General features: G+C 56.6%; 15 protein-coding genes. 5 read left to right on the top strand and 10 right to left on the bottom strand.

Features of this window, described 5'->3' with window-relative positions; translation table 11 throughout:
- Positions 1-47: 47 nt before the first annotated feature.
- Complete coding sequence (locus N6V40_RS08975; RefSeq protein ID WP_262197369.1) at positions 48-332, bottom strand: MGMT family protein; 285 nt, start codon at positions 330-332, stop codon at positions 48-50.
- A gap of 88 nt (positions 333-420) precedes the next feature.
- Here N6V40_RS08975 and N6V40_RS08970 point away from each other — a divergent pair, with 88 nt between their 5' ends.
- The 4 genes from N6V40_RS08970 to N6V40_RS08955 all read left to right on the top strand — a co-directional run bounded on the left by N6V40_RS08970 (position 421) and on the right by N6V40_RS08955 (position 3,972).
- The gene (locus tag N6V40_RS08970; protein ID WP_131088616.1) at positions 421-1,104 is read left to right on the top strand and encodes a 3'-5' exonuclease; all 684 of its coding nucleotides are present in this window, start codon (positions 421-423) and stop codon (positions 1,102-1,104) included.
- Positions 1,105-1,350: 246 nt separating this feature from the next.
- Complete coding sequence (locus N6V40_RS08965; protein ID WP_262197368.1) at positions 1,351-2,343, top strand: methionine ABC transporter ATP-binding protein; 993 nt, start codon at positions 1,351-1,353, stop codon at positions 2,341-2,343.
- Between the two features lie 3 nt (positions 2,344-2,346).
- The gene (locus N6V40_RS08960; protein WP_262197367.1) at positions 2,347-3,012 is read left to right on the top strand and encodes a methionine ABC transporter permease; all 666 of its coding nucleotides are present in this window, start codon (positions 2,347-2,349) and stop codon (positions 3,010-3,012) included.
- Positions 3,013-3,123: 111 nt separating this feature from the next.
- Positions 3,124-3,972 (top strand): MetQ/NlpA family ABC transporter substrate-binding protein, encoded by an 849-nt coding sequence (locus N6V40_RS08955; RefSeq protein WP_131088619.1) that lies wholly within the window; start codon positions 3,124-3,126, stop codon positions 3,970-3,972.
- Between the two features lie 188 nt (positions 3,973-4,160).
- Here the strand turns inward: N6V40_RS08955 and hemL are convergent, their stop codons facing one another.
- From hemL to hemE, 9 genes are all read right to left on the bottom strand, one after another.
- Positions 4,161-5,468 (bottom strand): glutamate-1-semialdehyde 2,1-aminomutase, encoded by a 1,308-nt coding sequence (gene hemL / locus N6V40_RS08950; protein ID WP_262197366.1) that lies wholly within the window; start codon positions 5,466-5,468, stop codon positions 4,161-4,163.
- A gap of 5 nt (positions 5,469-5,473) precedes the next feature.
- Positions 5,474-6,457, bottom strand: a complete 984-nt coding sequence (hemB, locus tag N6V40_RS08945; protein ID WP_262197365.1) for a porphobilinogen synthase — start codon at positions 6,455-6,457, stop codon at positions 5,474-5,476.
- Between the two features lie 20 nt (positions 6,458-6,477).
- Positions 6,478-6,777, bottom strand: coding sequence for a uroporphyrinogen-III synthase (locus N6V40_RS08940; RefSeq protein WP_262197364.1), 300 nt, complete (start codon positions 6,775-6,777; stop codon positions 6,478-6,480).
- A gap of 8 nt (positions 6,778-6,785) precedes the next feature.
- Positions 6,786-7,295, bottom strand: coding sequence for a uroporphyrinogen-III synthase (locus N6V40_RS08935; protein ID WP_262197363.1), 510 nt, complete (start codon positions 7,293-7,295; stop codon positions 6,786-6,788).
- 10 nt (positions 7,296-7,305) lie between these two features.
- Positions 7,306-8,280, bottom strand: a complete 975-nt coding sequence (hemC, locus tag N6V40_RS08930) for a hydroxymethylbilane synthase (RefSeq protein WP_262197362.1) — start codon at positions 8,278-8,280, stop codon at positions 7,306-7,308.
- Positions 8,277-9,482, bottom strand: coding sequence for a ferrochelatase (locus N6V40_RS08925; RefSeq protein ID WP_262197360.1), 1,206 nt, complete (start codon positions 9,480-9,482; stop codon positions 8,277-8,279). The genes hemC and N6V40_RS08925 overlap by 4 nt, the downstream gene beginning before the upstream one ends.
- Positions 9,479-10,165, bottom strand: a complete 687-nt coding sequence (hemQ, locus tag N6V40_RS08920) for a hydrogen peroxide-dependent heme synthase (protein WP_131089795.1) — start codon at positions 10,163-10,165, stop codon at positions 9,479-9,481. Before hemQ ends, N6V40_RS08925 begins: the two co-directional genes overlap by 4 nt.
- 97 nt (positions 10,166-10,262) lie before the next feature.
- Positions 10,263-11,819, bottom strand: coding sequence for a protoporphyrinogen oxidase (gene hemG / locus N6V40_RS08915; protein WP_262197359.1), 1,557 nt, complete (start codon positions 11,817-11,819; stop codon positions 10,263-10,265).
- Positions 11,820-11,916: 97 nt separating this feature from the next.
- Entirely contained in the window at positions 11,917-12,972 is a 1,056-nt protein-coding gene (hemE, locus tag N6V40_RS08910) for a uroporphyrinogen decarboxylase (RefSeq protein ID WP_262197358.1), read from the bottom strand.
- Between the two features lie 146 nt (positions 12,973-13,118).
- On the opposite strand from hemE, the gene N6V40_RS08905 reads away from it, so the two are divergent.
- A complete protein-coding gene (locus N6V40_RS08905) occupies positions 13,119-14,459 on the top strand; it encodes a glutamyl-tRNA reductase (RefSeq protein WP_262197356.1) in 1,341 nt (446 codons plus the stop codon).
- The last annotated feature ends 4 nt before the right edge of the window (positions 14,460-14,463 follow it).

The raw sequence follows: 14,463 nt of genomic DNA, 5'->3' as shown, positions 1-14,463 counted from the left end.
ATCTATTTCATCCCAGGCAGCGGGTGTTGGGTTCCACCGGAACTTATTCATATCCACTTTTTCTCTGGAAGCGCCAGCTTTTCTTCATTCCAATGTTCCAGCGCAACAGGCATCAACGGATCAGCGATACTTCCGTTAGCCCTCAAAACACGCCACCAAGGCGTTCCGCCAGGGGCCAGCGCCATCGCCTTGCCTACCTGGCGAGGCCCACCACTGCCGAGCAGCTCGGCCACATCGCCGTAGCTCAGAACTGCACCCGCGGGAATCAATCGGGCCAGCTGATGGACGGCCTGGCCATATTCGATTGGTTCCTGAACTCCAGCTTCATTCATAGTCCTATTCTGCCAACTAGCTGCCGTTGATCCACAACATGCGCGTGTGGCCGCCGCTGTGTCCTTCTCAGCCTGTAGCGTTGTGCCTATGAATGAATGGCACAAGGGCCTTGCAATTGGCTTTGACTTGGAAACTACCGGCGTTGATACAAACACCGCACGGATCGTTACAGCATCAGTGGTGCTCTTAGATGCACAGAGCAATGTGGTTAACCGTCGTGAGTGGTTAGTTAATCCTGAAGTCGAGATCCCGGAAGCTGCAACTGCGGTTCACGGTATTTCCACCGAAAAGGCTCGCGCTGAGGGTGCACCAGCCAAGCAGTCTGTTCAAGAAATCATCCAGCTGTTGTCTTTCGCCTCCGAGCAGTCACCGATCGTCGCGTTTAACGCGTCCTATGATTTTTCGGTTCTTTACAATGAGGCCCTGCGTCATGATCTGCCACCGTTCTTCCCGGGCAACGTGATTGACCCGTTCATCATTGATAAGCAGGTCGATAAGTTCCGCAAGGGCAAGCGCACGTTGAGCGCGGCCTGCGAGTTCTATGGTGTTGTTCTAGAAAACGCGCACACTTCCTTGGCTGACGCGGTTGCCTGTGTAGAGGTGGCCCGACAGATCGGTGAGCGCTACCCGCAGCTGCACGTCGAGCCGCAGGTTCTTCACGGATGGCAAATTGGTTGGGCTCGCGAGCAGGCGGAAAGCTTCCAAACTTACTTGCGCAAGACCAAGCCTGAAGCCGTTGTGGACGGTGCGTGGCCCATCATGGAGAGGTAACTCACACACAAGACAAGCGCCTATGCCTGATGTCACAGATACCTTAGGTGCCGATGCGTCATTCCGCGGAAGTCAATAGTTCATCTTCTGTCACAATTTGAAGAACAATCTTCGAGATGTCAACCTTTATGACTCTCGACTAAGAATCTTGAGGCGATTTTCGGCCCTATTCGGGCGATTTAGTTCGATGGTGGTTGAATGGAGGGTACTCTCTCTACCCATTTGAGAACTGAAGGAACCCGCCTAGTGATCACAGTTAGTGACCTGCGAAAGGTCTACCAGCAGGGCAGCAAAGATGTTGTTGCCCTTGATGGTGTCAGCCTTGAAGTCCCCACCGGGAAGATTCATGGCATCGTCGGACATTCAGGGGCTGGCAAGTCCACCCTTGTTCGCTGTTTGACCCTGCTTGACCAACCAACCTCTGGCACCGTAGCTGTCAACGGACAAGAACTGACCAACGTCAGTTCAAACGAGCTGCGCGATGCTCGCCGTCGCATCGGCATGGTCTTCCAGCACGCCAATCTTTTTGACTCGCGCACGACCGAGCAAAACGTTGCCTACCCACTGGAATTGGTTGGAACCCCAAAGGACCAGGTTGCTGCCAAGGTAGCTGAACTACTGGAACTAGTTGGTTTGACTCAGTTTGCTAAGGCGTACCCATCACAGCTTTCCGGCGGTCAACGCCAGCGTGTAGGTATTGCCCGCGCACTGACGACCGACCCCGACGTTTTGCTCTGCGATGAGCCAACGAGCGCCCTGGATCCTAAGACCACGGATGAGATTCTTGAACTGGTCAAAGAGCTCCGCGACCGTTTGAACATCACCGTTCTGATCATCACCCACGAAATGCACGTGGTAAAGCAGGCCTGTGACTCCGTCTCGCTGCTAGAACGCGGCAAGATTGTTGAAACCGGCTCCATTGAGCAGGTCATCACCAACGCCACCGGAAACCTCGCCTCGACGCTACTTCCCCTGCCAGGCGATGCACCACGCGCAGAAGGATCCGGCCCGGTTCTGGACTTGCTCTACACCGGTCAGCAGGCCACTGAGCCCGTCATTTCTTCTGTAGCTCGCCAGTTCAACACTGATGTAAACGTGTTGGCCGGTTCTGTAGAACAGCTTGGTGAACAGCAGTACGCGCACCTGCGCTTGCAGTTGAACGCTGATGCGGACTTGGACGCCATCGTGAACCATTTGACCTCCAACGGCATCGCCGTAACCGTGAAGGGAGCCAAGTAGATCATGGATTTCTTTACTCCAACAGTCCTCAAGGCCATGGGCACCGCCACCGTTGAAACGCTTGAGATGGTTGTTATCTCCGGTGTCATCACCATCGTTATTGGCCTAGTTCTCGGCATTCTGCTTCACGTCACTGGCAAGGGCGGATTGACTCCAATTCGCTGGATGAACGTCGTACTTTCCGGAATCATCATCAACATCACCCGCTCGATTCCATTCGCCATTCTCATGGTGTCCTTGATTCCGTTCTCCGCCTTGGTGGTTGGCACCTCGATTGGCCCAATCGCCGCCTCGGTTTCACTGACCATCGGTACTATTCCGTTCTTCGCCCGTCTAGTGGAAACCGCCCTTCGCGACGTTTCCTCCGGCAAGGTTGATGCAGCGCTGGTCATGGGTTCTACAAAAATGCAGACCATCCGCAAGGTACTGGTTCCCGAAGCCATGCCAGGCATCATCGCAGCGGTTACAACAACTGTAGTGACGCTGATTGGTTACTCTGCAATGGCCGGTTTGGTCGGCGGTGGCGGTTTGGGTCGCATGGCTTACACCTACGGCTACACCCGCTACAACATGCCAATCATGATCACCACGATCATCGTTATCGTCATCATGGTGCAGCTTGTACAGATCATTGGCGACTTGATTGCCCGCAAAGTCGATCACCGCTAAAACAAATAAAGACTTCCATCGGTCTACCGGTGGAGCCGTGGACTATGTCATGACACGGCAATCCTCACTCGCAACCGAGCCCCACGGCTCCAACTCAAAGGAAGACAAGTTATGCGTAAAAAGCTCACACTTGCAATCACCGGCATTGCCACCGCATTTGCACTCACCGCTTGCGGTAGCAGCTCACCATCAGCTGATGCGAATGCAACCTTGGACCCAGCAAAGCCTGTCACCATCAAGGTAGGCGCCAGCCCAGTTCCACAGGCTGACATTCTTCGCTTCGTTGATGAGAACCTAGCCAAGGATGCTGGCATCGACCTGGACGTCGTTGAATACGACGATTATGTTCTGCCTAACACCTCGCTAGAAGATGGATCGCTGGACGCCAACTACTTCCAGACCGAGGCATACCTGAAGACTGAAACCGAAGAAAAGGGCTACAAGTTCGCCCACGGTGCCGGTATCCACGTAGAGCCAATGACCGTCTTCTCGAAGCAGTTCAAGGATCCTAAGGAAGTTACCGAGGGCACCACCGTTCTGCTGAACAACGACCCAGTAAACCAGATCCGCGGCATGCGTGTTCTGGAAACGGCTGGCCTGCTCAAGAACATCGCTGATGACGATTCAATCCTCACCGTCCAGGACGACAAGGAAAAGAACCCTCTGTCCCTCAAGCTCAAGGATGCCAACGCTGAGCAGGTAGTTCAGTACTACAAGAGCGACAAGTCCATTGGCGTTGCTGTGATCAACGGTAACTTCATCGTTCAGGCAAAGCTGAACAAGGACGAGATGCTAGCTCAGGAATCCGGCGACAACAACCCAAACGCTAACTTCCTGACCTGGCGTGAAGGTGAAGATACCGCCGCCATCAAGAAGCTTGAAGAGCTTTTGCACTCCGATGAGGTTCGCGCCTACATCAAGAAGACTTGGACCGACGGCAGCGTCATCCCAGCTTTCTAATCCCCACTTTTGACGAGGAGCACCGCTCCTAGTTCGAAGCATTCCACAGCCCGAGTTCCTCACGGAACTCGGGCTGTTTTGCGTTCCGGAAGAATCTATGATCAGAAGATTTCAGGGCACAAGAAAGCCCGGGGCAGGCGGCACCAGAAAATATGGTTCCGCCTGCCCCCGGGCTCTATTACTCTTGTTTAGGCCTTCGCCGCGGCAGCAGCCTTGGCTGCTGCTGGAAGGGCTGCAAAGATCTTCTCCATTGCAGCATCATCGTGAGCTGCCGAGACGAACCATGCTTCGAAGACACTTGGTGGCAGGTAAACGCCTGAGTCCAGCATGGAGTGGAAGAACGGCGCGTAGCGGAAGACTTCCTGACCCTGTGCGTCAGCGTAGTTGTGCACGCCGTTTTCGGCCGTGCCGAACGCAACCGAGAACAACGTACCGGCACGCTGGATCGAGTGGTTCAGGCCCTCGGCGTTGAATGCCTCGGTGATAGCTGCCTGCAACGCATCAGACTGCTTGGTCAGGTGCGCGTAGACCTCTTCGGTCGCATTGCTCAACTGCGCAATACCAGCAGCCATAGCTACAGGGTTGCCCGAGAGCGTGCCAGCCTGGTACACCGGACCCAGTGGCGCCAAGTAGTCCATGACGTCGGCACGACCGCCGAGCGCAGCGGTAGGAAGGCCACCGCCGATGACCTTACCGAAGGTGTAGAGGTCTGCGGTCCAGCCCTCGACCTTTCCGGTCAAGCCCCAGTAGCCCGAGGAAGAAGCACGGAAACCGGTGAGCACTTCATCAACGATGAGCAGTGCGCCATGCTTGGCGGTGGTTTCCTTCAGGAACTTGTTGAAGCCCTCTTCAGGGGTCACCACACCCATGTTGCATGGAGCTGATTCGGTAATGACCGCAGCGATATTGGCACCATGCTCGGCGAACGCAGCTTCAATGGCGGTGCGATCGTTGTATGGCAGCACCAGGGTTTCTGCAGCGGTGGCCGCGGTAACCCCAGCGGAACCTGGCAATGCCAAGGTAGCCAGTCCGGAACCTGCATCAGCCAGCAGGCCGTCCAGGTGTCCGTGGTAACAACCGGAGAACTTGATGATCAGGTCACGACCTGTGTAGCCACGGGCCAAACGAACTGCGGTCATGGTGGCCTCGGTGCCGGTAGAAACCATGCGTACACGGTCTACACCGCCCATCCGTGACTTGATCAGTTGACCGAGCTTGGCCTCATCCGGGGTGGACGCGCCAAAGGACAGACCACGATCAACGGCAGCGTGTACCGCAGCTTGGATTTCTGGGTGCGAGTGGCCGAGCAAGGCTGGACCCCACGAGCAGACCAGGTCAACATATTCCTTGCCATCAGCATCGGTGAGGTAAGCGCCCTTGGCGCCAACCATAAATGGTGGAATGCCGCCGACTGAACCGAAGGCACGTACTGGCGAGTTCACGCCACCAGGCATGACCTCGCGGGCCTCGGCGAAGAGCTGTTCTGAGTTAGACATCAGTCTTACTTACCTTCCTTAAGCCAGCCGGCAACTTCGGCTGCGTAGTATGTGAGAATCTGTTGGGCACCGGCACGCTTGATGGAAAGCAAAGACTCAAGAACGGCGCCCTTGCGATCGATCCAGCCATTGGCAGCGGCAGCTTCGATCATCGCGTACTCACCGGAAATTTGGTAAGCGGAAACCGGCACTGGGGAGAAATCTGCAATATCGCGCACGATATCCAGGTAGCTCATGGCTGGCTTGACCATGATCATGTCAGCGCCCTCGGCGATGTCCAGCTCTGCCTCGATGACGGCTTCGCTTCGGTTGGCGCTGTCCATCTGGTAAGTACGGCGATCACCAACCAGCTGGGAGTCTACGGCTTCACGGAATGGACCGTAAAAAGCGCTGGCGTACTTGGCGCTGTAAGCCAACAGTGCGATGTCCTGGCGTCCGGCTAGATCAAGGGCCTGGCGGATCACACCGATCTGACCGTCCATCATGCCCGATGGAGCCAAAATGTGGGCACCGGCCTCGGCCTGCGCCAGGGCCATCTGCGCGTAAATGTCCAACGTTGCATCGTTGTCCACCTGGCCATTGGCATCAAGGACACCACAGTGGCCGTGCGAGGTGAACTCATCTAGGCACACATCGGACATGACCAATAGTTCGTCGCCAACCTCGGCGCGGACCGCAGCAATACCCTGATTCAAGATCCCCTGGGGGTCGATTCCGGCAGATCCGGTTTCGTCGCGTTCTTCAGGGATGCCAAAGAGCATAATTCCACCCAGGCCGCGTTCTGCCGCGTCATTGGCAGCAGCCTTCAGCGAGTCCATGGAGTGCTGAACAACGCCGGGCATGGAGCTGATTTCGTTTGGCTTGCTAAATCCTTCACGAACGAAGGCTGGCAAAATCAGCTGTCGAGCGGACAGCTCATTTTCAGCCACCAAACGGCGCATGGCTGGATTCTGCCGCAATCGGCGAGGACGGTGCTCAGGGAAACCCATAGCTCTACTTTCTGTCTTGACTACTTACTATCTGCAGCTTCGGTCGTACCGTTGAGCAGCAGCAAATCTTTGGCCGCGTCGGCTAAGCCACGCGGGGTCGGCTGGGTGGCGATCGCGTGCACCGGGATGGATGCTCGGGCCATAGCCTTGGCCGTGGGCTGACCGATGGCAATGGTTCGCAGCTTCTGTGGCAGCGCGCCAGCAACAAGTTCTGCGAAGCGTTTTGCCACCGAGGGAGCCGAGAAAACGACCAGATCCATCAGTTCCAGTTTCTCACTGATCGCCTCAGCCTGCAGAATATTTAGCCCCTGGGTAGGCACCGATGAATCTACCGGTACTCCCCGCTGCCCGCGGCAACGTTGCGGTAGGCTTCAAATTCATCCACGCTCACCGGTAGCAAGGCAAGCGCGTCCGCCAAGGTGGAGCTGGCCAAGTCCCCGTGCGGGTAGCACAGGTGTGCATCAGTTTCAGGCTGCCATTCGTCTCGCATCCCTGCCGCTGACTGCAGTGTGGGCTGAAAATCTACTTCTCGCCCCCAGAGCTCGCTAATGGCAAGGCTGGTTTTTTCACCCACCGAAGCGATACGCAGACTTGCCGGTAAGCGCTGCTCCCCGATCAATTGATCAACAACTCGCACCGTATTCACGCTGGTAACAACCAACCACTGATACTTACCGGCAAGCAGTTGCTCGCTCATGCGCACTAGCTCCGTACGATCTGTTGGCCAGATAGTATCGATCAGCTGGGCACACCACGAAGTGATACCCAGCTGGTCAAATTCCTGCACCGTAGCTTCGGCTCGTGCCGGGTTACGCAGGATTAGGGCGTGATAGGTCATGAGCGGGTGTTCAGGCCAAACCGGCAACGACGGCAGCGCCGTCAGCAATCATGGATTCGGCCAGGTCTCGGCCAAGCTGCACAGCGGAGTTGATGGAGTCGGCGGAAGTACGAGCGCTACGGCGCATCACTTCAGATCCATCGGGGTTGCAGGCCACCGCTTCGAGCACCAGCTCGGCACCATCCACCTGCGCCAGCGCGCCAATGGGTGCGGCGCATCCTGCTTCTAGCGTGGAAAGCAAGGAACGTTCGGCGACAACCTGCATTCGGGTATGAAGATCATCAAATGATTCCAGGGCCTGATCCAAGGCTTGGTGGCCGCTACCGGTGCTACGCACTTCCAGTGCCAAGGCACCCTGGCCCGGGGCAGGCAACATGATCGAGGGATTTAGGTACTCGGTGATGTAGCTTTCCAGCCCGAGTCGACGCATTCCGGCGGCGGCCAAAATGACCGCATCCAAATCGCCCTGGGTGCTTCGGCCAACACTGCCGTCATCCAAGGTCTCACCGATGCCTTTGACCCGACCCAAACGGGTAGGGACGTTACCGCGGATATCAACAATCTGCAGGTCGCTACGGTAGGCCAAGAGCTGGGCTGCTCGGCGTGGAGAACCGGTGCCGACTTTGGCACGCTGTGGCAAATCATCCAAGCCCAGTGAGTCATGGGAGCACAGTGCGTCTCGAACATCTTCACGGGCCGGGATGCAGGCCAGAACCAAGCCCTCAGGTTGCGCTGTCGGCAAGTCCTTGAGTGAGTGGACGGCTAGGTCGCATCCGGAATCCAGTAGACGTTGGCGCAAAGCGGCGGCAAAGACGCCGGTACCACCAAGGGTTGCCAGCGATCCGGTCACTACGTCACCCTCGGTTTTCACCAGAACGGTCTGCACTTCAAGACCAGAAATTTCGGCGAGCTTCTGCGCAGCCCAACCGGTCTGGGTGGTGGCCAACGCACTACCGCGAGTACCTACTCGGAACGATTCGCTCATGATTGTGGCACTCCAACTTCAGAGTCAACGGCGGCAATAGTTGGCCGCAGCGTTCCGTCCAAGGCCCGCTTTTCGCAGCAGCCTGGGCGGCAGACATCAAACCATGGACCGCCCTGAACCACCGAGGCACGACCAGCCCGGCGTGCCTTGCCATCTTCGCCGAGCAGACGCTCTTCAATCAGGTCAACCAAACCGGAAACAAAAGGTTGCTGGGTACCCGGGGTGGCCACACGATCAAAGGCCAGACCCAGCTGAGCACAGGTGTCCTTGGCTTCGGTATCTAGATCCCAAAGCACTTCCATATGATCAGAGATAAACCCGATCGGTACAACAACAACACCGCCGACACCGGCAGCAGCATCCTCTTCCAGTGCGTCATTGATATCCGGTTCCAGCCACGGCATGTGCGGCGCACCCGAACGAGACTGGTACACCAACGAGTAGTCCAATCCCTTGGCTTCTTCAACCTGGGAAAGAATGTACTGCGCGACGGCCCGGTGCTGCGCGGTGTAGAGATTTTCGCTGTTTGCTTCGCGAATTTCTTTCGGACCAGCAGCCTGCGCATCCCCCATCGGAATGGAGTGGGTGACAAAAACGATCTTCACTGGCTTGTCAGTTTTTCCAGCCTCAGCAAGCTGGGCCTGAACCTTAGCCAAAGAAATCCGCAAGCTCTGAACAAAAGGCTCAACAAAAGCGGGAGTATCAAAGAACTGACGGATCTTATCAACTTCAACCACGCCGTCTAGGCCCGTGGCCAGCAGCCCCATGCCAAGGTCTTCGCGGTACTGTCGGCAGGCCGAGTACCCTGAGTAGGCGCCGGTGCCGAGCATCAGAACTTTGCGGTGACCATCGTCGGCCAGCTGTTGCAAGGTGTCGTTTACAAACGGGTGCCAGTTACGGTTACCCCAGTACACCGGCAGGTTGATGCCACGGGATGCCAGCTCGGCTTCCAGCGCGGCCTTCAACTCACGGTTTTGTTCGTTGATCGGTGAGACACCACCATTTTTGCGGTAGTGAACTGCCACCTCTTCAAGGCGTTCATCCGGGATACCTCGGCCTCCGGTGACGTTGCGCAAAAATGGCAGCACATCGTCTTGGCCTTCTGGCCCACCAAAGGAGGCGAGTAGCAAAGCATCATACGCTTTAGGAATCATCTGACCGTTCTGGTCGAATCCCTGGCGCGGATCAAAACTCTGGCTCACTTTAATACCTCAAGCACGTCGGCAGCAGAGATCTTCCGTCCGGTGTAGAACGGGGTTTCTTCACGTACGTGGTGACGGGCTTCGGTGTAGCGCAGGTGACGCATCATATCGACAAGGTCGATCATGTCATCGGCTTCGAGGCAAATCTGCCACTCGTAGTCACCGAAGGAGAACGCAGCGACCGTGTTGGCCAGAACGTTAGGGAATTCGCGGCCTAGGATGCCGTGGTCACGAAGCATTTTGCCACGTTCGGCTGGGTCCATGGTGTACCAGTCGGTGGAACGAACAAACGGGTAAACCGTCATCCATTCCTTGGCGCGGATGCCGCGGGCGAAAGCTGGAGAGTGGTTCTTAGCAAATTCTGCTTCGCGGTGCACAGCCATGGTGGAGTACACAATTTTTGTGCCTTCCAGCAGCGCGGAGCGACGGATCTTGCGCAGCGAAGCCTGAAGCAGCTCGGCAGATGGGCCGTGGACCCACACCATGATGTCAGCGTCTTCGCGCATGGCCGAGACGTCGTAGATGCCTCGCACGATGGCACCTTCGGTGGCCAGCTCTGCGATCAGCGCATCAAACTCGGTTGCTGCGCCTTCGCTGCGCTCAACGATTTCGGAACGCTTAAAGATGGTCCAGAGCGTGTAGAAGAAAGTTGGGTTTTCTCCCGCATTCGTGCGTTCGTTCATGACGGGCGAATTGTGCTCGGGTGCGTTGCTCACGTGATGTTCTCCTTGTTCTGCGGATCTTTTCATGGATGATGAATCCAAAATTCTTGCTGAAGTCTTAGCGGGCGCTGATGGCCACCGCGCGGCGTGCTTGAGAGATCACTCGGGCTAGGCCCGTACCGGAAATCCAGGCACCAACCACATCAAGCCCGACCAATGGTGCCAGCGCTTGTTCAAGGTCGACTCGACGCTGCACTGCGGCTTCACCTTGCAAAGGCACCATGTCGCTGAAGCGCGAGACGAAACTTCCTAAGACATCATCCCGATGCAATTGAACACCGAGAATCTTTGAAGCGTCTTTGATAGCTAACTCGATCAATGCTTCGTCATTGCCGGATTCAACCACTGGCTCAGACTCACCGATACGACCGAAGGACAGTCGAACCACGTGGGTTCCAGGGCCAGCTTCATTTGCGAGCCAAGGCCACTTCGCAGTGGAATGGGTCAGCGCTTTGGCGGTCAGTGGAGCGTTCTTATTGACCAGCACTCCCGAACCACGCGGTGCATCATCCAGTTCAGGCTTGTCCACCACCAAAATTGCTAGCGCAATGGAATTGGACGTGTCCTCAGCACTAATTTGTGCCTCGGAAGCCAGCAGCGGGTTAATCAGCTCTAAGGCAGGTGCAGCCGGTGTGGCAATGACGACCCGCTCTGCCTGAATTTTTTGGCCAAGGCTAGTTACCGTATAGGTGATCTGGGCATGAGCGTCGTAACTGACGGCAGTGACTGGCGAATTACGAACCAGCGTTGCCCCGGAGTCTTCTAGTTGCTTCACGAGTGACTCAACGAGGGTAAACATTCCACCCTCAAGTCCGCCCACGCGTGAACCTGCAGGAGCTGAAGCCTGCAATTTAGCTACCGCGCGGGCCAACGATCCGGTTTCCTGCATCGCTTGGCGCAGGCCAGGGGCGGCAGCGTCAATAGAGATCTGAGCCGGGTCGGTGGAGTACACGCCATTAATCACCGGCGAGACCAGCAGGTCCAAAACCGCTTGCCCCATACGGGTGCGCACTACTTCAGCCACTGAAAGTTTTTGGGTAGCCCACTTTTTGCTCATTGGCGTGATCAGGTCAGCAGCCGCACGGACTGTGCCGGCGCGACCAATAATGTTGCGCACAGCATCGGTGCGTACATCCGCAGGGATGCCAAGTAGGGCAGTGGCAGGCATTGGGTGTGCCACGATCTCTTGCTCGTCCCCCTGAATCAACCAGGCTGACTGGCCCGAGGTCTGAGCGATTTTTTCACTCAGGTCCAATTCATCTAGGTAGGCGGCAACCGTACCCTGACGTACCGCAAAGGATTCTGCGCCGGCATCAATTTTCAGTCCGGCTACGTCGGTGGTTCGCATGCTGCCGCCAAAGCTGTCATTGGCTTCTAAGACGGTGACTGCGTATCCGGTTTGACGAAGATCTCGGGCAGCGACCAGGCCTGCGATGCCACCGCCGATAACTACCGCGTGTGCTGCCTTCGGCTTAGCCTCATCGGTGGCAGTGCGTTTGTTATGTCGGGTTTCATTGGCTTTGCGTACTTTTTCTAGCAACCGCAAAGCGTGGGCAGGCGACTGCGAAGAGATCTCTGAACGCTCTACAGAAGCTGGCGATGATTCCTTGCTCACGTACTTAGCACCTTCTACCTTCACACATTGAAGCGGTTGCCTTGGACCGGGATTACGCACAAGCCCAAGGCACTACTCCCAGCTTAGACCCGTTGAATTACAGCGAGTGAATGAGCTCTACCACTTTGCTCAGCACAGTTGGATCCGTAGTTGGCGGAACACCATGGCCCAGGTTCACTACGTGTCCACGGGCCTGCTTTCCAGCTTCAACAACTTCACGCACGTGCGCTTCAAGCACTTCCCATGGAGCGGTCAGCAGTGCAGGGTCGATATTGCCCTGAACCGAAACGCCTTGGCCCAACCGTTCGATCGCGGTATCCAGTGGAATGCGGTAATCCACGCCCACGGTGTCAACGCCAATATCGCGCATAGCGCTTAGCAGTTCCCCGGTGCCGGTGCCGAAGTGAATCAATGGCACACCCAAGTCACGAACGAAATCCAAAGCCTGCGACGAATAAGGCGCGACGAACTTTTCATAGTCAGGCAATGACAAGGAACCTGCCCACGAATCAAATAGCTGAGCCGCAGAAGCCCCGGCTTCAACCTGTGCACGCAAGAACTTGCCTGAAGCGTCGGCAGCCCAACGCATGAGTCCATCCCACACTTCTGGTTCTGAATGCATCATGGTGCGTGGACCCAAGTGGTCGCGGCTTGGCTTGCCTTCAACCATGTAGGCGGCCACGGTAAATGGTGCGCCGGCAAAACCGATCAATGGCGTGGAGCCTAATTCAGCAACGGTCAAGCGCACAGCTTCACGAATTGGTTCCAAGGACTCTTCGGTGAGTTCTGGAAGTGCTGCGACCTGTTCCGCGGTGCGGATAGGAGTATCTAGTACCGGGCCAACGCCTGGCACGATGTCTACACCGATTCCAGCCAAGCGCAGTGGGATGACAATATCGGAGAAGAAGATTCCGGCGTCAACCTTGTGTCGGCGTACCGGTTGCAGGGTGATTTCGCTGGCCATTGCTGGGTCCAGGCATGAATCAAGCATGCTCACGCCTTCACGCAACTTCAGGTATTCCGGCAGGGAACGCCCCGCTTGGCGCATGAACCACACTGGATGGTGCGACGGAGTTTTGCCCGTCAAAGCTTGGATCAAAGCGGAATCTTGGGTACGTCCATCGAGCATCGGATGGTTCTGCGACAGGGTCATACTCTAATTCTGCCAAGTCTTGAGATTAAAGCCCATTCGGGAGGTCCGCAAGCAGCCGAAGGTGAGCAACCTAACCCACCCAAAGGGCCCGATTTAGGCACGCCTGCGTTGTTTGCTCGGTCGTTCCGTCCTATTCTGGGGACACTGTGGTTTTCTTATCTCTTGTCGCTTCGCATTCGCAGCTCGATCTTGAGACCGTCGCGCAAATTAGCGCTTCGGCCGACGGGCTGGCAGCTGCCTCCGTTAACGGTTCGGCGGCCATCAATGGTGCCGTCGTTCTAGCAACCTGCAACCGTTTCGAGGTGTATGCGGACGTTTCCCACGTGGATGACGCCACCGATCACTTGGTGAACGCACTGGCAGAAAGCACTAGCCTCTCCCCCGACTTCTTGGCCCGCCACCTCACCAGTCTGGAAGGTGAACCGGTCATCGAGCACCTCTTCTCCGTGGGCGCTGGCTTGGACTCGGCCGTTGTTGGCGAACGCGAAATCGCCGGCCAGGTACGTCGTGCACTGACCCAAGCGCAAACCGAAAAGACCACCACAAGCAACCTCAACCGCTTATTCCAGAACGCAACCCGAGCAGCCAAGGATGTCGGCTCGAATACGGATCTGGGAACTCAGGGCAAGTCCGTTGTATCGGTGGCACTGGATCTGGCTGAAGAGCTGATGTCCGGAGATCGCGATTGGTCCGAACAGGACGTTGTGCTCTTCGGCACCGGTTCATACGCCGGAGCAACCATGGCTCTACTGAAGGAACGTGGCGTTAAGCGCGTTTCTGTTTACTCGCATTCGGGCCGTGCCTCTGACTTCACGGCTAAGCGTGGAGGATTCCCGCTCAGCGATGAACTTCTGCCCCAGGCACTGCGTGAAGCCGACGTGATTGTTGGTTGTTCCGGTGGCGGACACCAGATCTCGCGTGCAGAGCTAGAAACATTACGTGTGAAAAACCATCCGTTGATCGCTATCGACATGGCTCTAACTCATGACTTTGATCCAACTTTGGTTGAGCTGGCAGACGCAGAACTGATTACCCTTGAATCGGTCCGCATGGCTGCTCCCACCGAGCAGGCTATGGCTGTACACGCCGCTAGTCGCATCGTAAAGAAAGCCACCACCGAATTTGCTACAGCTCAGCGTGAGCGTGAAGCAGATTTCGCGATTGTGGCCCTGCGCCAGCACACCAAGGCCGTCCTTGATCAGGAAATCGCCAAGGTTCGCGCACAGCATGGTTGTACTGCAGCTGCTGAAGAAGTAGAGATGGCAATGCGTCGTATGGTCCGCCAGCTTCTGCATGTTCCGACCGTACGAGCCCGCGAATTAGCTGGCGAAGGACGCACCGACGAATACGTCTCAGCGTTGGAGACCCTGTACGGATTAGAGCTATCCGAGCCACAGGTTAGTCCACTGGCTGAGGTACCGCCGGTCCGAAGTACCGCGAGCCCGGTTGCGAGTTGCCCGGTCACCGAAGAATCAAAATCCGCATAATTAA

Origin of the sequence: Glutamicibacter sp. M10 (genome assembly GCF_025452055.1) — a bacterium.
GTDB lineage: Bacteria > Actinomycetota > Actinomycetes > Actinomycetales > Micrococcaceae > Glutamicibacter.
This window is presented reverse-complemented; position numbering and strand designations above follow the sequence as displayed.